The organism is Verrucosispora sp. WMMA2044, from assembly GCF_027497155.1.
GTDB lineage: Bacteria > Actinomycetota > Actinomycetes > Mycobacteriales > Micromonosporaceae > Micromonospora > Micromonospora palythoicola.
Map to the genome: position 1 here is coordinate 1,100,660 of NZ_CP114913.1, position 21,159 is coordinate 1,121,818.

The 21,159-nt window shown below is 73.1% G+C and carries 21 protein-coding genes; 8 read left to right on the forward strand and 13 right to left on the reverse strand.

What is annotated here, in order from left to right; genetic code table 11:
• Positions 1 to 46 precede the first annotated feature (46 nt).
• Positions 47 to 253 (reverse strand): hypothetical protein, encoded by a 207-nt coding sequence (locus tag O3597_RS05085; protein ID WP_164449261.1) that lies wholly within the window; start codon positions 251 to 253, stop codon positions 47 to 49.
• Between the two features lie 179 nt (positions 254 to 432).
• Between O3597_RS05085 and O3597_RS05090 the strand changes: the two genes are divergently transcribed.
• Entirely contained in the window at positions 433 to 633 is a 201-nt protein-coding gene (locus O3597_RS05090) for a hypothetical protein (RefSeq protein WP_093401231.1), read from the forward strand.
• Positions 633 to 1,424 (forward strand): site-2 protease family protein, encoded by a 792-nt coding sequence (locus O3597_RS05095; RefSeq protein WP_281603390.1) that lies wholly within the window; start codon positions 633 to 635, stop codon positions 1,422 to 1,424. Before O3597_RS05090 ends, O3597_RS05095 begins: the two co-directional genes overlap by 1 nt.
• Before the next feature lie 60 nt (positions 1,425 to 1,484).
• On the opposite strand, the gene O3597_RS05100 is transcribed toward O3597_RS05095, so the two are convergent.
• Both O3597_RS05100 and O3597_RS05105 read right to left on the reverse strand, forming a co-directional pair.
• The gene (locus O3597_RS05100; RefSeq protein WP_164449259.1) at positions 1,485 to 2,483 is read right to left on the reverse strand and encodes an aldo/keto reductase family protein; all 999 of its coding nucleotides are present in this window, start codon (positions 2,481 to 2,483) and stop codon (positions 1,485 to 1,487) included.
• 45 nt (positions 2,484 to 2,528) lie between these two features.
• On the reverse strand, positions 2,529 to 3,194 hold the full coding sequence (locus tag O3597_RS05105) for a TetR family transcriptional regulator (RefSeq protein WP_164449258.1): 666 nt from the start codon (positions 3,192 to 3,194) through the stop codon (positions 2,529 to 2,531).
• A gap of 109 nt (positions 3,195 to 3,303) precedes the next feature.
• Between O3597_RS05105 and O3597_RS05110 the strand changes: the two genes are divergently transcribed.
• Positions 3,304 to 3,825, forward strand: coding sequence for a quercetin 2,3-dioxygenase (locus O3597_RS05110; RefSeq protein ID WP_281603391.1), 522 nt, complete (start codon positions 3,304 to 3,306; stop codon positions 3,823 to 3,825).
• Positions 3,826 to 4,109: 284 nt separating this feature from the next.
• Here O3597_RS05110 and O3597_RS05115 read toward each other — a convergent pair whose 3' ends face one another.
• The 4 genes from O3597_RS05115 to nadA form a co-directional block, all read right to left on the reverse strand.
• The gene (locus O3597_RS05115) at positions 4,110 to 8,270 is read right to left on the reverse strand and encodes a WG repeat-containing protein (protein ID WP_281603392.1); all 4,161 of its coding nucleotides are present in this window, start codon (positions 8,268 to 8,270) and stop codon (positions 4,110 to 4,112) included.
• 445 nt (positions 8,271 to 8,715) lie between these two features.
• Positions 8,716 to 9,321 carry a DUF3043 domain-containing protein gene (locus O3597_RS05120; RefSeq protein WP_164449254.1) on the reverse strand — a complete coding sequence of 202 codons (606 nt, stop codon included), beginning with the start codon at positions 9,319 to 9,321 and terminating at the stop codon, positions 8,716 to 8,718.
• Between the two features lie 79 nt (positions 9,322 to 9,400).
• Entirely contained in the window at positions 9,401 to 10,756 is a 1,356-nt protein-coding gene (gene murA / locus O3597_RS05125) for a UDP-N-acetylglucosamine 1-carboxyvinyltransferase (RefSeq protein ID WP_164449359.1), read from the reverse strand.
• A gap of 226 nt (positions 10,757 to 10,982) precedes the next feature.
• Entirely contained in the window at positions 10,983 to 12,158 is a 1,176-nt protein-coding gene (gene nadA, locus O3597_RS05130) for a quinolinate synthase NadA (RefSeq protein ID WP_164449253.1), read from the reverse strand.
• Positions 12,159 to 12,225: 67 nt separating this feature from the next.
• On the opposite strand from nadA, the gene O3597_RS05135 reads away from it, so the two are divergent.
• The 3 genes from O3597_RS05135 (at position 12,226) to O3597_RS05145 (ending at position 15,085) form a co-directional block, all read left to right on the forward strand.
• Positions 12,226 to 13,365 (forward strand): glycerate kinase, encoded by a 1,140-nt coding sequence (locus O3597_RS05135; RefSeq protein WP_281603394.1) that lies wholly within the window; start codon positions 12,226 to 12,228, stop codon positions 13,363 to 13,365.
• Between the two features lie 151 nt (positions 13,366 to 13,516).
• Positions 13,517 to 13,885, forward strand: coding sequence for an iron-sulfur cluster insertion protein ErpA (gene erpA, locus O3597_RS05140; protein ID WP_093401225.1), 369 nt, complete (start codon positions 13,517 to 13,519; stop codon positions 13,883 to 13,885).
• Positions 13,886 to 14,107: 222 nt separating this feature from the next.
• Positions 14,108 to 15,085 (forward strand): carbohydrate kinase family protein, encoded by a 978-nt coding sequence (locus O3597_RS05145; RefSeq protein ID WP_164449251.1) that lies wholly within the window; start codon positions 14,108 to 14,110, stop codon positions 15,083 to 15,085.
• A 55-nt stretch (positions 15,086 to 15,140) separates the two neighbouring features.
• On the opposite strand, the gene O3597_RS05150 is transcribed toward O3597_RS05145, so the two are convergent.
• Together O3597_RS05150 and O3597_RS05155 are read right to left on the reverse strand one after the other, a co-directional pair.
• The gene (locus O3597_RS05150; protein ID WP_164449250.1) at positions 15,141 to 15,377 is read right to left on the reverse strand and encodes a sulfurtransferase TusA family protein; all 237 of its coding nucleotides are present in this window, start codon (positions 15,375 to 15,377) and stop codon (positions 15,141 to 15,143) included.
• Complete coding sequence (locus O3597_RS05155) at positions 15,374 to 16,525, reverse strand: aminotransferase class V-fold PLP-dependent enzyme (RefSeq protein WP_281603395.1); 1,152 nt, start codon at positions 16,523 to 16,525, stop codon at positions 15,374 to 15,376. Before O3597_RS05155 ends, O3597_RS05150 begins: the two co-directional genes overlap by 4 nt.
• Positions 16,526 to 16,718: 193 nt before the next feature.
• Here O3597_RS05155 and coxB point away from each other — a divergent pair, with 193 nt between their 5' ends.
• The gene (gene coxB / locus O3597_RS05160; RefSeq protein WP_164449249.1) at positions 16,719 to 17,690 is read left to right on the forward strand and encodes a cytochrome c oxidase subunit II; all 972 of its coding nucleotides are present in this window, start codon (positions 16,719 to 16,721) and stop codon (positions 17,688 to 17,690) included.
• Between the two features lie 10 nt (positions 17,691 to 17,700).
• The gene (locus O3597_RS05165) at positions 17,701 to 18,129 is read left to right on the forward strand and encodes a cytochrome c oxidase subunit 4 (protein WP_164449248.1); all 429 of its coding nucleotides are present in this window, start codon (positions 17,701 to 17,703) and stop codon (positions 18,127 to 18,129) included.
• Positions 18,130 to 18,194: 65 nt separating this feature from the next.
• On the opposite strand, the gene O3597_RS05170 is transcribed toward O3597_RS05165, so the two are convergent.
• The 4 genes from O3597_RS05170 to O3597_RS05185 all read right to left on the reverse strand — a co-directional run bounded on the left by O3597_RS05170 (position 18,195) and on the right by O3597_RS05185 (position 21,120).
• A complete protein-coding gene (locus O3597_RS05170) occupies positions 18,195 to 18,392 on the reverse strand; it encodes a hypothetical protein (protein ID WP_281603396.1) in 198 nt (65 codons plus the stop codon).
• A 109-nt stretch (positions 18,393 to 18,501) separates the two neighbouring features.
• Positions 18,502 to 19,548, reverse strand: a complete 1,047-nt coding sequence (gene trpD, locus O3597_RS05175) for an anthranilate phosphoribosyltransferase (RefSeq protein WP_281603397.1) — start codon at positions 19,546 to 19,548, stop codon at positions 18,502 to 18,504.
• An 84-nt stretch (positions 19,549 to 19,632) separates the two neighbouring features.
• On the reverse strand, positions 19,633 to 20,028 hold the full coding sequence (locus O3597_RS05180; protein ID WP_164449246.1) for a hypothetical protein: 396 nt from the start codon (positions 20,026 to 20,028) through the stop codon (positions 19,633 to 19,635).
• Between the two features lie 174 nt (positions 20,029 to 20,202).
• On the reverse strand, positions 20,203 to 21,120 hold the full coding sequence (locus tag O3597_RS05185; protein WP_281604479.1) for a cytochrome c oxidase assembly protein: 918 nt from the start codon (positions 21,118 to 21,120) through the stop codon (positions 20,203 to 20,205).
• Positions 21,121 to 21,159: the final 39 nt, after the last annotated feature.

Sequence of the window (21,159 nt, forward strand, 5' to 3'; positions counted from 1 at the left end):
GCCGGCGGACCGCAGGTAGGGCACCGCCCGCCGGCCCGCGATGCGGTCAGCGCCGGTCGGGGGACTGGTACCTGACGTCGTTGGGGTTGACGTCCGCAGGCTTCGGATCCTCCTGCCAGGCCCCCTCGCCGGGGCGGGCCTGCAGGGCGTCGATGAGTTCCTCCCGCTCCATCTCCCGCGCGCCTTCGATGCCGCCGCGCACCGCGATGTCGCGCAGTTCCGCCGTGTCCATCTGCGGGATCGGTGTCGTCATTGCCGCCTCCTGTGCGTCGGGTTCCCGAACGACATACCCGGCCGCGGCAGGGTCAGTCTCGCCCGGGCGTCGGCCCGGCCGCCGATCGCCGCCCGTGGCCCGGTCGGCGGTGCTGCGGTACGACTACGCTGGCGGAGGTCCGTCCCAAGGGGGCAGCAGCGGCGAGGGGAGACGCGCACATGGCGTGGAGCTGGCGGTACGAGGGTGCGAACGGCGAGTCGGTCGACGGGCCGGCCGAGTCGTTCGGTAGCCAGGCGGATGCCGAGTCCTGGATCGGTCAGACCTGGCGGGAACTCGCGGCGTCCGGCGTCACCTCGGTCGCGCTCCTGGAAGACGACCGGGTGGAGTACCGGATGAGCCTGCAGCCCGTGGCCGAGTGATGACGCCCCGGGACTCCGAGCCGCTGGTGCTCGGGGTGCCCCGGGCGGCCTTCCGGCCCAGCCCGGTCTTCCTGGCGCTGGTCGCCCTGCTGGTGACCAGCGCCGTGTTGACCTGGCACGGGATCGGCAACGTCCGGCTCACCGTGTTCGGCTTCGTCGTCTCCGGCTGGCTGGTCTCGTTGTGCCTGCACGAGTACGCCCACGCCGTGGTGGCGTACCGCAGCGGTGACCGGGGGGTGGCCCACCGCGGTTACCTGACCCTGAACCCGTTGAAGTACAGCCACCCGTTGCTGTCCATCGCGCTGCCGGTGGTGGTGGTGCTGCTCGGCGGCATCGGTCTGCCCGGTGGCGCGGTCTGGGTGGACCGGCACGTCATCCCGGGGCGGTTACGCCACACCCTGGTCAGCCTCGCCGGACCCGCCACGAACGTGTTGTTCGCCCTCGTGCTGGTGGTGGTGCTGCGGCTGGGCGCGGGTGGCGGTGGGCCGGTGGAGTTCTGGGCGGCGGTGGCCCTGTTGGCCTTCCTTCAGGTCACCGCGAGCCTGCTCAACCTGCTGCCGGTGCCCGGGTTGGACGGTGGGAACATGATCCAGCCGTGGCTGACCTCGCCGTACCGGCGGATGTACGACCTGTTCGCGCCGTACGGGTTCATCCTGCTCTTCGCGTTGCTGTGGAACCCGACGATCGGGGGCTGGTTCTTCACCGCCGTCTTCGCCATCGGCGACCTGCTCGGCCTGCCGCAGTGGCTGTACGCGACCGGTCTGGACCTGGTCCGCTTCTGGCAAAGCTGAGCACGGCCGAGCGGACCGTCCGCCCGGCCGACGTGCGGTACGCCGGCCGGGCGGGACGGGTCAGGGCCGTTCGGCCGGCGACTCGGTGCGCGCCGGGTCCCGCTCGGTCACCGGCTCGACGATCTCGTCGATCGCCTTGAGCAGGCCGGCGTCGAGCTTGACGCCGGCCGCCTTGACGTTGTCGTGCACCTGCTCGGGGCGCGAGGCACCGATGATGGCCGACGACACGTTGGGGTTCTGCAGCACCCAGGCGATGGCCAGCTGGGGCATGGTCAGCCCGGCCTGGTCGGCCAGCGGCTTGAGCTGCTGCACCCGGGTCAGCACGTCGTCGGTCAGCCACTTGGCGATGAAGCCGGCACCGGACTTCTCGTCGGTGGCCCGGGAACCGGCCGGTGGCGGCTGGCCGGGCAGGTACTTGCCGGAGAGCACCCCCTGGGCCATCGGCGACCAGACGATCTGCCCGAGGCCCAGTTCCTCGCTGGTGGGGATGACCTCGGCCTCGATGACCCGCCAGAGCATCGAGTACTGCGGCTGGCTGGACACCAGCGGGATGCGCAGCTCCCGGGCGAGGCCGTGCGCCTCGCGGATCTGCGATGCCTTCCACTCGGAGACGCCGATGTAGTGCGCCTTGCCGGAGTGCACGACGTCGGCGAAGGCCTCCATCGTCTCTTCCAGCGGGGTGCTGTAGTCGTACCGGTGGGCCTGGTAGAGGTCCACGTAGTCGGTACGCAGCCGGCGCAGCGATCCGTTGATCGACTCCATGATGTGCTTCCGGGACAGGCCCCGGTCGTTGCGGCCCGGCCCGGTGGGCCAGTACACCTTGGTGAAGATCTCCAGACCCTCGCGCCGCTCCTGCTGCAGCGCCCGGCCGAGGACGTCCTCGGCGCGGGTGCCGGCGTAGACGTCGGCGGTGTCGAAGGTGGTGATGCCGGCGTCGAGGGCGGCTCGCACGCAGGCGAACGCCGCTTCCTCCTCGACCTGCGAACCGTGGGTGATCCAGTTGCCGTACGAGATCTCACTGACCATGAGGCCGGAGCGGCCCAGGTGTCGGAATTCCATGCTCTGACCCTAGCCCGCCCTGGTGGACCCGGCAGGCGACGGTGATCAGTCGGGGTCGGACAGCAGGGCGTGGCGCAGGCTGCGGCCGAGCCAGCGGCGGAAGGTCTCCTCGCGCCAGCCGCGTTCCAGCACCAGTGCGCCGTAGTGCGCCGGGTCGTTGTAGAACCACACCTCGTCGATGGCGGCCTCGACGTCGGAGCCCTGGCGCAAGCGTGCGTCCAGGGCGCGCATCCGCTCGACCACCATCGTGGCGCCGAGCCGGCGGTTGCTCAGCAGCGTCCGCCAGACCTCGGCCACCTCGGGGCTGCCGTCGGCGGCCCGCCGGACGGTCTCGAACACCCGGGTGGTCCGCGCGCCGATCAGGGTGCAGATGCCGGCGTACGCGTCGAGTACCTCACCCCCCGTGGTGGCCTCCCACACCGGCCGGTACCAGGGGCGTTGGGCCACCGGCACCGGCTCGTCGTCGCCGGCGAGCGCCTCGTCGAGCACCTGGCGCAGCAGCGCCGCCTTCGAGCCGAACGCCGCGAACACGGTGGGTCGGGCCACCCCGGCCGCGGCTGCCACGTCGGCCAGCGAGGTGGCCGTGTAGCCGCGCGCGACGAAGAGTTCGGTCGCCGCCGCGACCACGGCCTGTCGGGTACGGCGGGCGTTCTCCTCGCGGATCCGGGACCGGTACGGCCTGGTCGCTTTTCCGTCCTTGACTTCATCCATGGCGTCGTCATACTAGCAATGTATTCACTAGACTCATAGCTATCGAATAGCGACTGGCTATCCAATAGCTCGCTGTCCAGCGAAGATAGTCGACACCGGGGAGGCACCCATGTCCGTCCATCCGTTCGTACGTCGGCCCGACGAGGGGGAGGCGTACTGGTTCCTGGGCAACCTGGTCACCGTCAAGGCTGCCGGCGCGCAGACCGGCGGCCGGCTCACCGCTGTCGAGTTCGTCAACCCGCCCGGCTTCGCCCCGCCACTGCACCGGCACCAGGTCGAGGACGAGATGTTCTACCTGCTGTCCGGCACCGCAACGTTCTACTGCGACGACGCGGTGCTGACCGCCGCACCCGGCGATTTCGTGCTGCTGCCGGCGGGCCTGCCGCACACCTTCGTGGTCGGTCCGGACGAACCGCTGCGGGTGCTGCAACTGACCACCCCCGCGGGCTTCGAGGAGTACGTCGCCGAGGTCGGGGTGCCGGCGGTGGAGCGTCGGCTGCCGGACCCGGCGCCGATCGACCCGGCCGCGCTCGGGCACGCCTCCGCGCGGCACGGGATCGAACTGCTGGGCCCGCCACCCGGCCAGCCGACCGGCCCGGCCCCCCAACCGACCCACCGGCCAGTACCGTGACCGCCTTCGGCGCACCTTCGGACGGGTCGCGGTCCCGTAGCACTGGTGACGGCCCGCGACGCCGGAGGATCGTCTTCCGCATCCCCGGGTACGAGCGCACTCCCGGCCCCGGCGCCTGCGCGCCCCACCGGCGCGTGCCGGGCCCCCGCACCGGACGCCGCCACCCGTGCCGGGTGGGACCCAAGACCGGGCAGGCCCGCACGCGACCGGTAGCGCCGGCCTGATCCCGCGCCGGGACGCGACCGCCGGTGGCCGCGCGGCGACCGGCGGTCGGGTCGCCGGCCTCAGAGCACCGGGTTGGCGTCGGCGAGCAGTCCGTCGATCTCGGCGACCACCGCGCCCGGGTGGTGGAACATCGGGTCGATCAACGACTCGCCGCGCCGGTCCAGGGCACCCCAGTTCCCGGCGCTGTTGGTGGCCAGGAAGGCGACCGGGTGGATCAACAACGCCGGATGCGCCGGCGCGACGATCACCTGGCCGCTCCGGTCCACCACACCCTTGCGGCCAGCCAGGTCCACCACGGCCAGCCCCTCCTCGGTGAAGCCGTCGACGTGGTGGCCGTCGGCCAGCGTGGTGTGGAAGCCGTGGTAACGGGTCGGCACCACGATCCGGCCGGTGCGGTCGACGGCGCCCCAGCCCTCCCGGCGGACCACCGCCACACCCTTGTGGAAGGGCCGCACGTCGGCGAAACCCGGCGGCACCGCCACCGCGCCGGTGGCGTCGACGGCGTGCCAACCGCTCTCGTCGCGCACCACCCAGGCCAGGCCGTCGGAGAACGGCCGAGCCGCCAGGTAGGTCGGTTCGAGCACCGTCTCGCCGGCCAGGTTGATCAACGACCAGCGGTCGGTCTGCGGTCCGCGTACCCAGGCCAGACCGTCCCGGAACGGCTGCGCCTCCGCGTACCGGGCGGCCACCACCATGTCGCCCTCGGCGTCCGCGTAACCCCACAGGCCCTGGCCGCCGTCGCGCGCCGGCACTGGAGTGCGGTCGCGCTCCAACACCTCGTCCCAACTGCGCGGGTACGGCCCGAAGCCGCCCTCCTCGGCTCGGCTGGCGACCGCGTCGAGGCCGGTCCGGACCCGGTCCAGCAACTCGGCGTCCTGCTCGCCGCGCAGGTCGAGAGCCCGCTCGAAGTGATGGCAGGCCTCGATCAGCCGGCCCTGGTCGTAGCAGCAGCGGGCGGCGTGCTCGTGCAGCGCGGCGCGAAGCCGGTCGGGTAGCTCGATCGAGTTGGCCTCCGCGAACAGCCGGTCGGCCTCGGCGAACTCGCCCCGCCAGCGCAGTACGTGGGCCAGCCGGGCCTGGGCGAGCGCGGCCCGGCGCAACTCACCGGTCGCCTCGGCGTAGGTCAGCGCCATTCGGCCGTCGGCCAGCGCGTCGTCCAGGTCGTTGAGGACCCGCGAGGCGACCGCGCGCAGGCTCAGCAGCCGGGCGCGGGACCGGTTGTCCAGCGCCGAGGCGAGTTTCTCGGTGAGCCGCTCCCGGACCTCGCGCAGTTCCTCCGGGTCGTCGACGGTCTCCCGCAGAGTCACCGGATCGAGACGCCAGCGGAAGCGGGCCAGCACCTGTTCGGGATCGGCCGGTGGTTCCGGTGCCGGCTCGTCGTCGGTGGCCTCCGCGGCGCCCTGCTCGTCGGTGGCCGGGAGTCCGGAGTCTGCCGAGGGGTCGAGCATCGCGTCGACCGGGCCGCTGCCATCTCCGACGTCACCCGACGCGGTGCCGGCAGCACCCTCGACGGCCTCGCCGGAGCGCCGGGTGTCGCCGCCCGCCGCGCCGGTGGGCCCGCTGCGGTACCCGAGCTGAGCCTGGTCGTCCGCTGGCTGGGGGTCACCGGTCGGCGGGGAAACCGGCGGCGTCGAGACCGGCACGGCCGAGACCGGCGCACCGAAGTCGGGCCCGCCGGGAGTTCTGGAGACCGGCGGCGCCGACACGGGAGGCGCCGAGGTCGGCGGTGTTCCGGCGGACGGCGTGGTGACCGGTGGCTGCGAGACGGCGGGTGCGGAGACCGGCGGTGTCGACGCGGGAGGCACCGGGACCGCGGGCGGTGGGGTGGCCGATGCCGGTGGTGCGGCAGCCGGGCGATCGGGTGGTGGCGGTGCGGACGGTGCCGAGCCGGGAGATGCCGTGGCCGGCGGCGCGAGGGCCGCGACGTCGGGCGGTGCGAGGTCGGGTGGCGCCGGCCGGTCCGGCGTGGCGTAGCCGGGTGGTGCCGACACGGGCCCGGCGAGCGGATCGGGGCCGGGCGGTGCGGGCTGCACCGGTGGCGGTGCGGCGGCGGGCGGGGCCTGCGCCGCGGGGGGCGGCTCGGTGGCGGGCCCGAACCAGCTCTGCGGAGCGTCGGCGGGGGGACGGGCGGGTCCCGGCGCGGACGGCTCGGGCGGCGGCGGAACGTACCGGGTGGGCTGGCGGGCTGGCGGTGCGGTCGGCACCCCGGGGCCGCTGCCGGCGGGATCGGGTCGTGCTTCCGGCGGCGGTCCCACCGGTGCCGGGTCGGCGACGGCCCCGGAAATCCGCCCCGACGGTGCGGGCACGGGCGGCTGGGCCGGTGGTGCGGAGACCGGTCGGTGGGCGGGTGGTGCGGGCACGGGCGGTTGGGTGGGTGGTGCGGAGACCGGACGGGCCGGGGGCGCAGCGACGGGTGGTGCGGCGGCCACCGAGGGCGCCGGTGTCGGTGGTGGCGAGGCGACGACCGGCTGATCGTGCAGTGGAGCCGGACGGACCTGGTGCTCGTGCAACGGCGCGGGACGTACCTCGTGCTGGTGCAGCGGTGCCGGTCGGACGGCGTCCCCCGTCGGTGCCCGGCCGGCAGCGGAGGCGGCGGGCCGCTCCCGGTCCTGGCCGGGAAGGTCGGTCCGGTTGTGGTCGGGGCGGCCGACCGGTGCCCGGTCCGGTCCTGGCCGGCTCAGGTCCCCGACCGGCGCGGCAGGGCGACGGTGTGGCGCGGAGTCGACCCCCGGCTGGCGGTGCTGCGGAGCTGGGGAGACGGGCCGGGCCCGGCCCGCTGCGGGTGAGACTGGACGGTCCCACTCCGGGGCGGGTGAGACTGGACGGTTGCGCTCCGGGGCGGGAGAGACGGGATGGTCCGGCACCACCGACAGGTGCCGGCGGCGCGGATCCTGGTCGGGTGCCCCGGAGACCGGCCGCTCGGGCTCGGGCAGCGCGGCGGCCGGCCGGTCGACGAACCGCTCCGGTTCGGCACCGTCCGGTGGGCCGCCCGGCCGCCGGTCAACATCCCGCTCCTGCGGAGTCGGCCGCTGGTACTCGCGATGGTCCCGACCGCTGCTCGGCCGCAACGGTCCGGGTGCCGGCCAGGGCAGGTCGCCGCGCGACGGAGCGCCGTACTCCTGCGGATCCGGCGTCGACGGCTGCGGGGCACCCCACCGGCGGTCGCGGTCCGGGCGGACCCACTCATCGGCGGGGGTACGGACCGGTTCGTCGTCGACGTAGCCGTCCGGGTACGGCGCGGCGTCCGGGTCGCCACCGCCGACGAAGTCACCGCGGTAACCGTCGACCACCGGGCTGTCGGCGCGGGCCGGCTGCCCGGGGTGGTGACTCCACTGGTAGCGGGGACGCGGGGAGACGTCCTCGGGCGGCCGACGGTCGACGCCGTCGGTCGGGCGGTGTGCGGCGGCGGGCCGACGTTCCTCGTCCGTCTCCGCCACCCAGCCGGGCTCCGGGCGGGCGGCCGGGGACACCGGTGCCCCGCGCCGGTACTCGTCGCGGCCGGTCGGCTCGGCGCGGCGGCGCGGCCGATCCGGGTACGACTCGGGCTCGCGCTGGCTCCGTCGCTCCGGTTCGGGTCGTGGGTACCGGTCGTCGCGCCGATCCGGGTCACGTCGTTCGGGCTCCCGGCCGGCGTACCGCTGCGGGTCGCGTCGCGCGTACCGGTCGGGATCGCGCTGGTCGCGGGCGCGATCCGGGTCGCGCCGGTCGGATTCGCGCGGGTCTCGGCGGTCCACGTAGCGGTCCGGGTCGCGCCGGTCGCGGCGCGGCGGCGCGCCGGCGCCGGAGGCCTGCGGTCCGAAGTCCGACCAGACGACCCCGTCGCGGCCCCTGGGAGCATCGTCGTACGACGAGCGCCGCCCCTCGGTCCGGGCCCGCTCCGTCCGGGAGCCGGGTGGCACCGACCGGTCGTACGGTTGCGCACCGTTCGGGCTCCCGGCGGGTCGACGGTCGGGGATCTCGTGCCGGCCCGGCCAGCCGTCCGGCTCGTCGTCCCAGGACCGGCCGACGTAGGTGCCGTCGGGTCGGGTCGGCGCGAGTGGCGGCACCTCGGCGCGTCCGACGGCGCTCGCGCGACCTCGTGGGGGCGGTGGCTGGTGCTCGGCCCCGATGTCACCCGGGTAACGCTGGCCGGGGAACTGCGGCTGCCATTCGCTCGTCGGCTCGACGACCCAGGATGGCTCGGCGGGATCGTGCCACCGGTCGGCGTAGCCGCGACTCATCCGCCGAACCTGTCGCTGCGGCCGGGACGCCGCCGGTGGGCGGCGCACGTCGCGACCCGCAGCGCGGGAACCGGTCCGATGCAACCGCGGCGACGGGGCCGTGCACCACGGCCCGCGCCGGAGCCCAGGGCCGGCGCCCGCCCGCTCACGGTCGCGCCCCGGTGGTCGGCTCGCGTCCGCTCGCTCACGGCGATGTCACCTCGTCGGAAATGGTCGCGCTGGGCACCCCGGAGGCCGGCAAAATCGCTCGTCCGGGCACCGGATGGCTGCGCATGGAGGGTAACGGCGCGGGCTCGGTCACCGCCACTGCGGCACCCTCGTCAACCCAAACGTTATCCTATTGATCCGGACATTTATCCCTATGCCGGTATCGGACTTCCGACGCTGCCACACCCACCGTCAGCCGCTCGTCGCCCGGCCTGTGCGGCGCGGACCGAACCCGCGGTCAGACCTGGTCGCCGATGGCGACCCGTGGCTCCGGCGTACGCAGCTTGCGGAAGGTGATCGCCCGCATGATCGCGTAGAGGTACAGCGACCCCATCCGCTGGGTGGACTTCGGGAACCGCTCGCGGACCAGCTTCTTGATCTTGCGCGAGATGAGCACCGAGTCGACCACCACGCCCAGCGCCAGCGCACCCCAGAGCAGGTTGGAGGCCAACCGGATCACCGGCGGCATCGCCTGGTTCGAGCCGATCAGCACCACCAGCGCACCACCGAAGAACCAGGTGCCGACGGTACGCCGGGAGTCGACCACATTGCGGGCCAGCAGCCGCTCCGGCCCCCGGTCGCGGGGGCCACCCTCCCGCCGGAACTCCGCGGCCGCCTCGGCACGACGCTGTCGGCGCTCCGCCTTCGCCTCGTCCTTGCTCAGCGGCTTCGTCGCCCCGGCGGGCCGACGCCCGGTCACGGGTCGCTTGGGCGTCTGGCGACCCTTGGCCGGGGTGTAGGCACGGGACCGAGCCGCCTCGGCCGCCTCCTCCTGCGCCGGGGTCAGCGGCTCGGTGGCGGGATCGGCGAGGTCGGCGGACTTGCGACGAAACAGCGACGGCACGCGGCAAGGGTAGCCAACGCCGCGCGCCTGCCGCACATCGCGGTGCGCCGAACGCGCGGCGGGTGACGTCGCTGGCCGACTACGGTCGTTCCACGTGCGCGCCGAGGTCGGCGAGCTTGGCCTCGAAGTCCTCGTAGCCCCGGTTGATCAGGTCGACGCCGTAGACCCGGGAGGTGCCCTCGGCGGCCAGCGCGGCGATCAGGTGGCTGAAGCCCGCCCGCAGGTCGGGAATGACCAGGTCGGCGGCGTGCAACTTGCTCGGGCCGGCGATCACCGCGGAGTGCTTGAAGTTGCGTCGGCCGAAGCGGCACGGGGTGCCGCCCAGGCAGTCCCGGTAGACCTGGATGTTCGCGCCCATCGAGTTCAACGCCTCGGTGTAGCCGAGGCGCTGCTCGTAGACCGTCTCGTGGACGATGGACAGGCCACGCGCCTGGGTCAGGGCGACCACCAGCGGTTGCTGCCAGTCGGTCATGAAGCCCGGGTGCACGTCGGTCTCCAGCGCGGTGGCCTGGAGTTCGCCGCCCGGGTGCCAGAAGCGGATGCCGCCCTCCTGCCCCGGCTGTCCCAGCCGAGGGGGGCGGGTGTCGGTCACCTCGTACTCGCCGCCGACCGAGCGGAAGACGTTCAGGAAGGTCATCATGTCGGCCTGCTCGGCGCCGAGCACCTCGACGTGACCCCGGGTGGCGAGCGCCGCCGCCGCCCAGCTCGCCGCCTCGATCCGGTCCGGGATCGGCCGGTGGGTGTAGCCGTGCAGTTTCGGTACGCCCTGGATCTCGATCACCCGGTCGGTGTGCACCTTGATGATCGCGCCCATCTTCTGCAGGACACAGATCAGATCGATGATCTCCGGCTCGACCGCCGCGTTGCGCAGCTCGGTGACGCCCTCGGCCATCACCGCGGTCAGCAGCACCTGCTCGGTCGCGCCCACACTCGGGTAGGGCAGCGCGAACTTGGTGCCGTGCAGCCCGTTCGGCGCGGACAGGTGCAGCCCTTCGGGGGTCTTGTCGACGGTCGCGCCGAACTCCCGCAGCGCCTGCAGGTGGAAGTCGATCGGCCGGGGCCCGATGTGGCAGCCGCCGAGGTCCGGAATGAAGGCGTGCCCGAGGCGGTGCAGCAGCGGCCCGCAGAACAGGATCGGGATCCGGCTGGAGCCGGCGTGCACGTTGATCTGGTCGGTGCTGGCGCTCTCCACGTTGGCCGGGTCGAAGACCAGCTCGCCGTCCTCGTCGCCGTCGGTGACCTTGACACCGTGCAGCCCGAGCAGACCCCGGACGACCTCGACATCGCGGATCTTCGGTACGTCGAACAGCCGGCTCGGGCTGTCGCCGAGCAGGGCGGCGACCATCGCCTTGGAGACCAGGTTCTTCGCGCCGCGCACGCGGATCCGCCCTTGCAGCGGCGTGCCTCCGTGTACGACCAGGATGTCGTCGGTCAACGCAACCTCCAGCGCGTGCGTGCTGCCGTTTCGATGGATGGACACCACCGGTTCGCTACCCGGGGCGCGACCGCGCGCAAACGCCCGCGCCCGCATGTGTCGTCGCCCGGCAGCATAGCCCTCCGTGATGAGAATGGATCCGGTCACACCGCTTCGGAGGGCATTTATCGGTGATCCGGCACTTTCGCGTACACCGGGCGTTACTGAGCGTGATGCCTGGTCGAGGTCAGGCGCCGGGCAGCGCGAGCATCTGGTCCAGCGCCACCCGGGCGTGGTGCGCGGTGTCGGCGTCCACCGTGATCCGGTTGACCACCCGCCCGGCGACCAGCTCCTCGAGCGCCCAGACCAGGTGCGGCAGATCGATGCGGTTCATCGTCGAGCAGTAGCAGACCGCCCGGTCCAGAAACATGATCTTTTTGTCGGGATGGGCCAGCGCCAGCCGGCGGACCAGGTTCAGCTCGGTCCCGACGGCCCAGGCGGAGCCGGCCGGGGCGGCCTCGATGGTCCTGATGATGTACTCCGTCGACCCGACCAGGTCGGCCGCCCGCACCACCTCGTGCCGGCACTCGGGGTGCACCAGCACGGTCACCCCCGGCACCCGCTGCCGAACGTCGTTGACGCTGTCGAGCGTGAACCGGCCGTGCACCGAGCAGTGCCCGCGCCAGAGGATCATCTTCGCCTCGCGTAGCTGCTCGGCGGTGAGCCCGCCGCCCGGCTTGTGCGGGTCGTACAGCACGCAGTCGTCGAGGGAGAGGCCCATCTCCAGCACGGCGGTGTTGCGGCCCAGGTGCTGGTCGGGCAGGAAGAGCACCTTCTCGCCCTGCTGGTACGCCCACTCCAGGGCCCGCTTCGCGTTCGACGAGGTGCAGACCACACCACCGTTGCGCCCGACGAAGCCCTTGATGTCCGCCGAGGAGTTCATGTAGGTGACCGGGACGGTGTGCTCCGCCAGGCCCAGCTCGGTGAGCACGTCCCAGGCGTTCTCGACCTGCGGCAGCGCGGCCATGTCCGCCATCGAGCAGCCGGCGGCCAGGTCGGGCAGTACCACCTGCTGCGCGTCCGAGGTGAGGATGTCCGCGCTCTCGGCCATGAAGTGCACGCCGCAGAAGACGATGAACTCGGCCTGCGGCCGGGCTGCGGCCTCGCGGGCCAGCTTGAACGAGTCGCCGGTCACGTCGGCGAACTGGATCACCTCGTCGCGCTGGTAGTGGTGGCCCAGCACGAAGACCCGGTCACCGAGGGCGGCCTTGGCCGCCGTCGCGCGGGCCACCAGGTCCGGATCGCTCGGTGCCGGCAGGTCACCCGGACACTCCACGCCACGTTCGGTGGCGGGGTCGCTGCCGCGGCCGAGGAGCAGCAGCGCAGTGGCGGTGTTGGAGGGCTCAACCCAGGTCGACGTCACGCCTCCATGGTCCCACAGCGCGACCGCCGTGCCGCCCGTGCCGGTGTGGGCTGCCACACTGCCAGGCATGCGCGTACTGCTCTGCCCGGACAAGTTCGCCGGTACGCTCCCGGCTCCGCAGGTCGCCGCCGCCGTGGCCGAGGGCTGGCGGGAGGTGGCACCCGGGGACGACCTGCTGGTCAGGCCGCTGGCGGACGGGGGACCGGGCTTCCTCGACGTGCTCGCCGAGGCGCTGCCCGGCCAGCGGGTGCCGGTGCCGACGACCGATCCACTGGGCCGCCCGGTCACCGGTGAGATGCTGCTCACCGACGGGGGCGCGGTCGCCTGGCTGGAAAGCGCGCACGCCTGCGGGCTGCACCTGCTCTCCGCCGCCGAGCGTGACCCGCTGGCCACCACGTCGTACGGCCTGGGTCTGCTGATCGCCGCCGCGGTCGAGGCCGGCGCACGCACGGTGGTGGTCGGGCTCGGCGGCTCGGCGACGAACGACGGTGGCGCGGGAATGTTCGCCGCCCTGGGCGCGGTGGCGCTGGACGGCACCGGCGCGGCCCTGCCGTACGGCGGTGCGGCGCTGGCCGCGGCGGCGAAACTCGACGGGACGCCCCGGTTGCGGGACGCCCGGCTGATCGCGGCGACCGACGTCGACAACCCGCTGCTCGGGCTGCACGGCGCGAGCAACGTCTTCGGCCCGCAGAAGGGCGCCGACCGGGCTGACGTGCTGCTGCTCGATGCCGCGCTCGGGCGCTGGGCCGAGGTGCTGGAGCGGGACCTGCCCGGCTGCCCCAGTGGGCTGGGCGCACTGCCCGGTGGCGGCGCCGCCGGCGGCGCCGGTGCCGGGCTGCTCGCCCTGGGCGGGCGGTGCGAGTCCGGCATCGGGCTGGTCAGCCGGGCCGTCGAACTGGACACCGTGCTCGACGAGGTCGACCTGGTGGTCACCGGGGAGGGCCGATTCGACCACCAGTCGCTGCGCGGCAAGGTGGTGGCCGGAGTGGCCGGGGCCGCGCGCGACCGGGGCGTACCCTGTGTCGTGCTCGCCGGGCAGGTGAGCACCGGGCGGCGGGAGGCGGCGTCGGTCGGGGTGACCGACACGTACAGCCTGGTGGAGCACTTCGGCGGTGAGGAGCGCGGCGGGTTGGCCGCCGCGCTGGAGCGCCCGGCGCAGGGGCTGCGTGAGCTCGGCGCCCGGCTTGCCCGGCAGTGGAGCCGCTGACCCGGTTCGGACCGAGTGCCTGGTCACGCCGCCGGGTGGCGCGGCCACCGGCGGCCTACAATCAGAAACTGGACCACTGTGGGAATCGCTGACCGGCGGCTGACGTTGGCCAGGGGAGGACCACACCGACGCGCCGCAGGGAGAATTCCACGTGACCACGCCAGCGCAGACCGAGTCGACCGAGGCCAAGGCCCCCACGTCCGTCGTCCTCACCGACGTCGCGGCGCAGAAGGTCAAGGCCCTGATCGAGCAGGAGGGCCGCGACGACCTGCGACTCCGGGTCGCCGTGCAGCCGGGCGGCTGCTCCGGCCTGCGGTACCAGCTCTTCTTCGACGAGCGTTCGCTCGACGGTGACATCGTCACCGACTACGACGGTGTCGAGGTCGTCGTCGACCGGATGAGCGCCCCCTACCTGGCCGGCGCCACCATCGACTTCGCCGACCGGATCGACGCCCAGGGCTTCACGATCGACAACCCCAACGCGGGCAACTCCTGCGCCTGTGGAGACTCCTTCAGCTGAGTCCGGTTTCGCACGCGGACGGCGGTACGGCCCAAGGGCCGTACCGCCGTCCGCGTCTCTGCGTCCCCGGCCACCGTGGCCCGACCAGAACCTCCTGATCGCCCGTGCCGGCGGGGTCGACGGGAGTGGCGGAGGTGGCGGGTGGGAGAGAGGCGGATGGTCGCCCGCAGATGGTGCTGCCGGTAGGCTGATCGGGCTCTGCCGCCGACCCCGAGGGTTGCCATGAAGATCGCCGTGACCGGCTCGATCGCCACCGACCACCTGATGAGCTTCCCCGGTCGGTTCGCCGACCAGCTCATCGCCGACCAGCTGCACAAGGTCTCGCTTTCCTTCCTGGTGGACGATCTGGTGCTGCGCCGGGGCGGGGTGGCGGCCAACATCGCGTTCGGCATGGGCCAGCTCGGTCTCCAGCCGGTGCTGCTCGGCGCCGTCGGCGCCGACTTCGCCGACTATCGCTCCTGGCTGGAGCGGCACGGCGTGGACTGCGACTCGGTGCACGTCAGCGAGATCGCCCATACCGCCCGCTTCGTCTGCACCACCGACACCGACATGTGCCAGATCGCCTCGTTCTACGCGGGGGCGATGAGCGAGGCTCGCAACATCGAGCTGCACCCGGTCGCCCGGCGCCTCGGCGGGCTGGACCTGGTGCTGGTCGGCGCCAACGACCCGGAGGCGATGCTTCGCCACTCCGCCGAGTGCCGTGAGCGTGGCTACCCGTTCGCCGCCGACCCGTCGCAGCAGCTCGCCCGGATGCCCGGCGAGGACGTGGTGGCGCTGATCGACGGTGCCGACTATCTGATGACCAACGACTACGAGAAGTCGCTGCTGCAGAGCAAGGCCGGCCTCTCCGACGCGCAACTGCTGGACCGGGTGAAGATCCGGGTCACCACGCTGGGCAAACACGGGGTGGAGATCGCTGGGCGGGAGATCGAGACGATTCACGTGCCGATCGCCCGGGAAACCCAGGCGGTCGATCCGACCGGCGTCGGCGACGGCTTCCGCGCCGGCTTCTTCACCGCGCTGTCCTGGGGGGTCGGGCTGGAGCGGGCCGCGCAGGTCGGCTCCCTGCTGGCCACGCTGGTGCTGGAAACCGTCGGCACCCAGGAGTACCAGGTGCACCGCGACGCCTTCGTCAAGCGCCTCGCCGAGTCCTACGGCGACCACGCCGCCGACGAGATCCGCCCGCACATGCTCCCCTGACCCACCCTGCCTCTGCCGCAGCGCGAGCCAGGCGGTGTCCCGGGCACCGCCTGGCTCAGTGGGCGCGGCGCACGTCGTAGCCGGGGCCGGGTGCGTTGCCCAGGAACTCCTGCTGACGCATCCGGCACCAGGCCGGGATGTCGACCGCCGCCGCCGGATCGTCGGCGAGCACCCGGACCACCGTGCCCACCGGCAGCTCCGGCAGCCGGCGGGCCAGGGCGATCACCGGCAGCGGGCAGCGCTGGCCGAGGCAGTCGAGCACCTCGTCGGGCTGGTCGTCGGGGGCGCTCACAGCCCCGTCACCCCCGCCTGTTCCCGCAGGTCGGCGACGATGCCGGGCAGCTCGGTGAGGAAGCGCTCCACGTCGGCCTCGGTGCTGCCGGGGTGCAACGAGACCCGGACGTTGCCGTGCGAGAGCACCCCCATCGCCTCCAGCACGTGCGACGGGCGCAGGGTGGACGAGGTGCAGGACGAGCCCGACGAGACGGCGAAACCCCGCCGGTCCAGCGCGTGCAGCAGCGCCTCCCCGTCGACGTACAGGCAGGAGAAGGTGACCAGGTGCGGCAGTCGGCGCTCGGGATCGCCGACCACCTCCACGTCCGGCACCTCCGCCGCCACCCGCGCCCGGATCCGGTCCACCAGCGCGGACAGCCGCGACGCCTGGGCCGCCGCGTCGGCCGTCACCGCACGCAGGCTCGCCGCCGCCGCGACCACCGCCGGCAGGTTGAGCGTGCCCGGGGTACGCCCCGACTCCCGTTCGTCGGTCGGCCAGGGCGACTCCCAGCGGGTGCCCTTGCGGACCACGAGCAGTCCGACGCCGGGCGGACCGCCCCACTTGCGGGCACTCGCGGTCAACACCGACCAGCCGGGTGGCACCGGCATCCGGCCCACCACCTGCGCGGCGTCGACGTAGAGCGGCACGCCGACCCGGGCGCAGGCCGCGGCGGCGGCCTCGACCGGCTGCACCGTGCCCACCTCGTGACTGGCCGCGATCAGCGCGGCCGACGCCACGTGGGCCCCGGCGACCGCCGTCGACCAGGCGTCCAGGTCCAGCCGGCCGAGACGGTCGACCGGCACCTCGACGGCCGTGCCACCGCCGGCGACGTGCTGTTCGGCGGCGTACAGCACGGCCGAGTGTTCGATCGCCGAGTGCACTAGGACCCGGCCGGCCCGTCGGCGTCCACGCAGGCCACCGAGCACGGCGGCGTGCGCGGCGGTGGTGCCGCTGGCGGTGAAGGAGAGCTCGTCGGGGCGTACGCCGAGGGTCTCGGCCGTGGCCTCGCGGGCGGCGTCGAGCAACTGACGCGCGCGCCGGGCCGGCGAGTAGAGCCGGTCCGGGTCGGCCCAACCGTCGTCGAGCGCGGCCAGCAGCGCCTGCCGGGCGACCGGATGCAGCGGCGCGGCGGTGGCCGCGTCCAGGTAGACGGGGGAGGCAGTCACGTCTGCCCACGCTATCGTCCCGGTCCGCACCCGATCCCCCGTCGGGTGCGGACAACGACCCCAACCGGGTCCAGCCCGTCATGGTCGAGTAATCTGCGACCGTCGGTGACGCCTTTGCCGCCGGTGCGGCGGCTCCGCTCGGCGGAGCCGGCCGAAACGAGGACACCGCGGCGCGCTAGGGAGGCAGGACCAGGTGGTCGCAAGGAGTTCGGAGGTACGGCCGACGGCCGTACGGCACAGCGCATCCTCGCGGGCCGGTGGGCGGCGAGGGCGTCGTGCCGGGCGTCTCGCCGGGCTCGGATTCAGTGGGGCGGCGCTGCTGGTCCTGCTCACGGGCTGTGATGTCGGAGCGGCGTTCGGCGGCTTCGGCTGGCCGCAGGGCGGCATCACTCCCGAGGCCCGACGGATGTACGACCTGTGGATCGCCTCGTGCGTCGCGGCGCTCGCGGTCGGCTTCTTCGTCTGGGGCCTGATCTTCTGGTGCATCGTGCGCTACCGCAAGCGCGGCAACGAACTGCCGGTGCAGACCCGCTACAACCTGCCGATGGAGTTCCTCTACACCATCGCGCCGGTGCTGATCGTCTCGGTGCTCTTCTACTACACCGCGGTGGTGCAGACCGACGTCGTCAAGACCACCAACAACCCCGACGTGACCGTCGAGGTGGTGGCCTTCAAGTGGAACTGGCAGTTCAACTACCGCGACGGCCAGGGCGTCGACGCCGAGACCACCGCGTCGGTGCTCGGCACCAGCGAGGTCATCCCGATCCTGGTGCTGCCGACCGGCCGGTCCATCCGGTTCGAGGAGACCAGCCGCGACGTCATCCACTCCTTCTGGGTGCCGGAGATGCTGTTCAAGCGGGACGTCTTCCCCGGCAGCATCCGTAACGAGTTCCAGGTCTCCTCGCTGGAGACCGAGGGGGCGTACGTGGGTCGCTGCGCCGAGCTGTGCGGCAGCTACCACGCCTTCATGAACTTCGAGCTGCGGGTCGTCTCGCCGGAGAACTTCGACCGCTTCCTCGCCGCCAAGCAGGGTGGCGCCTCGACCCAGGAGGCGTTGACCTCCATCGGCGAGGAGCCGTACGCGATCACCACGAGGCCGTTCGAGACGCGGCGTGACGAGAGCAACTTCAACCCGGACACCGCTCCGGCCGGCACGGGAAGCTGAGGCAACCGGCATGAAGACCGAGTGGCGTATCTTCCTGATCATCGCCGGGTTCCTGCTCTTCGCGACCGTCCTCTACGGCGGCTGGACGTGGGCCGACTCCGGCGGTCGGGTCGAGTGGATCGGCACCGTGGCCCTGCTGCTGTCGTTCCTGCTCTGCGCGATGTGCGGCGGCTTCTTCTGGTTCGTCTCCCGCCGCATCGACCTGCGCCCGGAGGACCGGCCGGACGCCGAGATCGCCGACGGTGCGGGCGAGATCGGCTTCTTCAGCCCGGGCAGCTACTGGCCGTTCGGGCTGGCCCTGGCCGCCGCGATCGCCGGCCTGGGCCTGGTGTTCTGGCAGTTCTGGCTGCTCGGCCTCGGTGCGGTGGCCGTGATCCTGGCCGCCTGCGGCCTGCTGTTCGAGTACTACAGCGGCACTCGGCGTACCGCCGAGCACTGAGCCTCGCAACGCGACAGGGCCCGCCCCGGTGGGGCGGGCCCTGTCGTCGTCGGGTGGGCGGGTTGTCAGGCGGCGCGGTGGTGGACGGCCGCACGGCGGCGGGTCGACCGGCGCGGTGCGATGCTCACCACCATCATGATCGCCGCACCGCAGCCGGTGCAGGCCCGTTCGGGGCAGTCGGCACCGTGGCCGTCGACACAGGGGGGTGCCTCGAACGGCTGGATGCTGCCGCAGATGTCGCAGTGAAGCTCGCGCTCCGACACGGACCTCTCCTTTCGCTCGGGGCGGCCGATCGCCGGACGTCGCCGGAACTACTCGGTTGTAGTTTCCCACGACCCTCCGACGTGCCGCGCCGCCCGGGCACGGGCGAGGTCAGGCGGTGCGGGCGACCTCGATCCAGCGGTCGAGGGTGCGGGCGGCCGCACCGGAGTCGATCGACTCGGCGGCCCGGCCCAGACCGGCGCGGAGCGCCTCGGTCAGGTCGCCGTCCAGCGGACCCTGGGTGGCCAGCGCCGCCGCCGCGTTGACCAGGACAGCGTCGCGCACCGGCCCCGGCTCGCCGGCGAGCAGGCGTCGGGCCACCTCGGCGTTGTGGGCCGCGTCGCCGCCGCGCAGTTCGGCGAGGGTGGCCCGGGGTACGCCGAGGTCGACCGCGTCCACCACGGTCTCCCTGACGGCCCCGTTCTGGGCTATCCAGAACCGGGTCGCGGCGGCGGTGGTGAACTCGTCCAGCCCGTCCTCGCCGCGCATCACCAGCACCGAGTCGCCCCGGGCCGCGAAGACGGCCGCCATCACCGGCGCCATCGTCGCGTCGAAGCAGCCGACGGCCCCGGAGCGGGGACGGCCGGGATTGGTCAGCGGGCCGAGGAAGTTGAACGCGGTCGGCACCCCCAACTCCCGGCGGACCGGACCGGCGTGGCGCATGCCGGGGTGGAACCGGGCGGCGAAGCAGAAGCCGATGCCGGCCTCGGCGACGCAGCGGGCCACCTGCTCGGGCCCGAGATCAAGTGGAATGCCGAGGAACTCCAGCAGATCGGCGGTGCCGCAGGAGGACGAGGCGGCCCGGTTGCCGTGCTTGACCACGCGTACGCCGGCGCCGGCCACGACCAGCGCCGTCATCGTGGAGATGTTCACCGTGTGGGCGAGGTCGCCACCGGTGCCGACCACGTCGAGGGCCTCGGCGCGTACCTTCTCGGGCAGTTCGACCGGGACGGCCCGGCTCAGCATCGCCTCGACCAGCCCGGTCACCTCGGCCGGGGTCTCGCCCTTGGCCCGCAGCGCGACGGCGAAGCCGGCGATCTGGGCCGGCGCGGCCGATCCGGACATGATCTCGCCCATCGCCCAGGCGGTATCGGCGGTGGACAGTTCCTCGCCACGCAACAGCGCGGTGAGCAGGTGTGGCCAGGTCCGATCGCCCATGGCGGGCCTCCCGAGCAGACGGTTACGGGTGGGACGGGACCGGCGCCGGCTCGCCCGGCGCCGTGGCGGTGCCGGAGTGGGACGTCAGGCGGGTGCGCTCGTGCGCAGCAGCTCGGTCACCGTGGCGGCGGTGGTGACCGGGTCGAGCGGGTGCACCAGGGTGGCGTCGACCTCGGCGAAGGACGCCAGCCATCGGTCGGCGGCGCGGGCGATCACCACGCAGGTCGGTGGGGCGTCGTCGCGGTCGTCCTTGATCTGCCGGGCGATGCCGATGCCGCCGCCGGGGGTGGCCTCACCGTCGAGCAGCATCAGGTCGATCTCGTAGTCGTCGACCAGTCGGACGCACTCGGCGTAGGTGGACGCCTCGACGAACTCGACTCGCAGGTCGGCCGCGGGTCGGGTGCCGACGGCGAGCCGCATCCGGTCCCGCACCTGCGGGTCGTCGCTGTAGAGCAGGACGGTGCACAGACGGTCACTCATGCCGACACTCCGCTTCGCTTCGTGCCGTCCTGAGGCGCCATCGCACCGAGCGTGACCCGCTCGCTGTGCTCGCTCATGGCTCCCAACGGCTCCCACTTCGTAGCTGCGTGGCTGATCGTACCGGCCGGTGTGGTGCGCGTGACACGCCGCCCCGGCCGGTCCGCCGGGCTGGCCTCAGGCGGTGGTTTCCGCCGCCCGTCGGCGGGCCTCCTGGCGGTCCAGCTCGCGGTCGATCCGGCGGGCCTCCCGCTCGGCCTGCCGCATCCACTGCACGACCAGCACCGCGAGCATCGTCACGCTGACGAACTCGCCGCCGGCCCACAGGATGCCGCCGGCGAGCACCTGGTCCTCCCGGGGGTCGGCCCAGCCCAGCCCGAGCGAGGGGTACCAGTCGCCGCCGAAGAGGGTGGTGCTCTGCATGATGGTGAGCCCGAGCACGGTGTGGAACGGCACCGACAGCAGCATCAGCAGCGCCCGCCCGGGGTACGGCCAGCGTCCGGGCAGCGGATCCAGGCCGAGCAGCGGCCAGAAGAAGACGCAGCCGGTCATGATGAAGTGCGCGTGCACCAGCTCGTGCGCCCAGGCGTGTTCGAGCGTGTAGCGGTACAGGTCGGTGAAGTAGAGCGCGAACGGGTTCACCACGAAGATGGCGAACGCCACCAGCGGGAAGGTGTAGATCCGGGCGATCCGACTGTGCACCACCGCGAGCAGCCGCTTGCGTGGGCCGGTCGGCAGGGTACGCAGGGCCAGGGTCACCGGCGCGCCCAGGGCCAGGAAGATCGGCGAGACCATGGACAGCACCATGTGCTGCACCATGTGCACCGACAGCAGCGTGCTGTCGTACGCCTCCAGCCCGCTGACCGTCACCGAGGCGATGCCGCCGAGGCCGGGGCCGAGGAAGAAGATGGTCCGGGCGATCGGCCAGCGGTCCCCGCGCAGCCGCAGCCGGTACACCCCGTAGAGGTAGAGCCCGGCCGCGAGGACCAGGCCGACGGCGAGCCAGCTGTCCAGCCGCGCCTCGGTGAACACGGCGGTGATGGAGAACGGCGGCGGAGTGGCCTGGGCCGCCAGAGTCCCGGCGCTCGTCGTCACGTCGCTGGCGGCAGGGCTGGTCGCGGCCGTGGTGAGCAG

Bases quoted from the DNA above. Each gene is read 5' to 3' on its own strand.
- O3597_RS05110 (WP_281603391.1), top strand. From the start codon at position 3,304: ATGTCCGTCCATCCGTTCGTACGTCGGCCCGACGAGGGGGAGGCGTAC.
- O3597_RS05095 (WP_281603390.1), top strand. From the start codon at position 633: ATGACGCCCCGGGACTCCGAGCCGCTGGTGCTCGGGGTGCCCCGGGCG.
- O3597_RS05100 (WP_164449259.1), bottom strand. From the start codon at position 2,483: ATGGAATTCCGACACCTGGGCCGCTCCGGCCTCATGGTCAGTGAGATC.
- O3597_RS05180 (WP_164449246.1), bottom strand. From the start codon at position 20,028: ATGAGTGACCGTCTGTGCACCGTCCTGCTCTACAGCGACGACCCGCAG.
- trpD (WP_281603397.1), bottom strand. From the start codon at position 19,548: ATGGGCGATCGGACCTGGCCACACCTGCTCACCGCGCTGTTGCGTGGC.
- O3597_RS05135 (WP_281603394.1), top strand. From the start codon at position 12,226: ATGCGCGTACTGCTCTGCCCGGACAAGTTCGCCGGTACGCTCCCGGCT.
- O3597_RS05115 (WP_281603392.1), bottom strand. From the start codon at position 8,270: ATGAGTCGCGGCTACGCCGACCGGTGGCACGATCCCGCCGAGCCATCC.
- O3597_RS05105 (WP_164449258.1), bottom strand. From the start codon at position 3,194: ATGGATGAAGTCAAGGACGGAAAAGCGACCAGGCCGTACCGGTCCCGG.
- O3597_RS05090 (WP_093401231.1), top strand. From the start codon at position 433: ATGGCGTGGAGCTGGCGGTACGAGGGTGCGAACGGCGAGTCGGTCGAC.
- O3597_RS05165 (WP_164449248.1), top strand. From the start codon at position 17,701: ATGAAGACCGAGTGGCGTATCTTCCTGATCATCGCCGGGTTCCTGCTC.
- O3597_RS05085 (WP_164449261.1), bottom strand. From the start codon at position 253: ATGACGACACCGATCCCGCAGATGGACACGGCGGAACTGCGCGACATC.
- O3597_RS05145 (WP_164449251.1), top strand. From the start codon at position 14,108: ATGAAGATCGCCGTGACCGGCTCGATCGCCACCGACCACCTGATGAGC.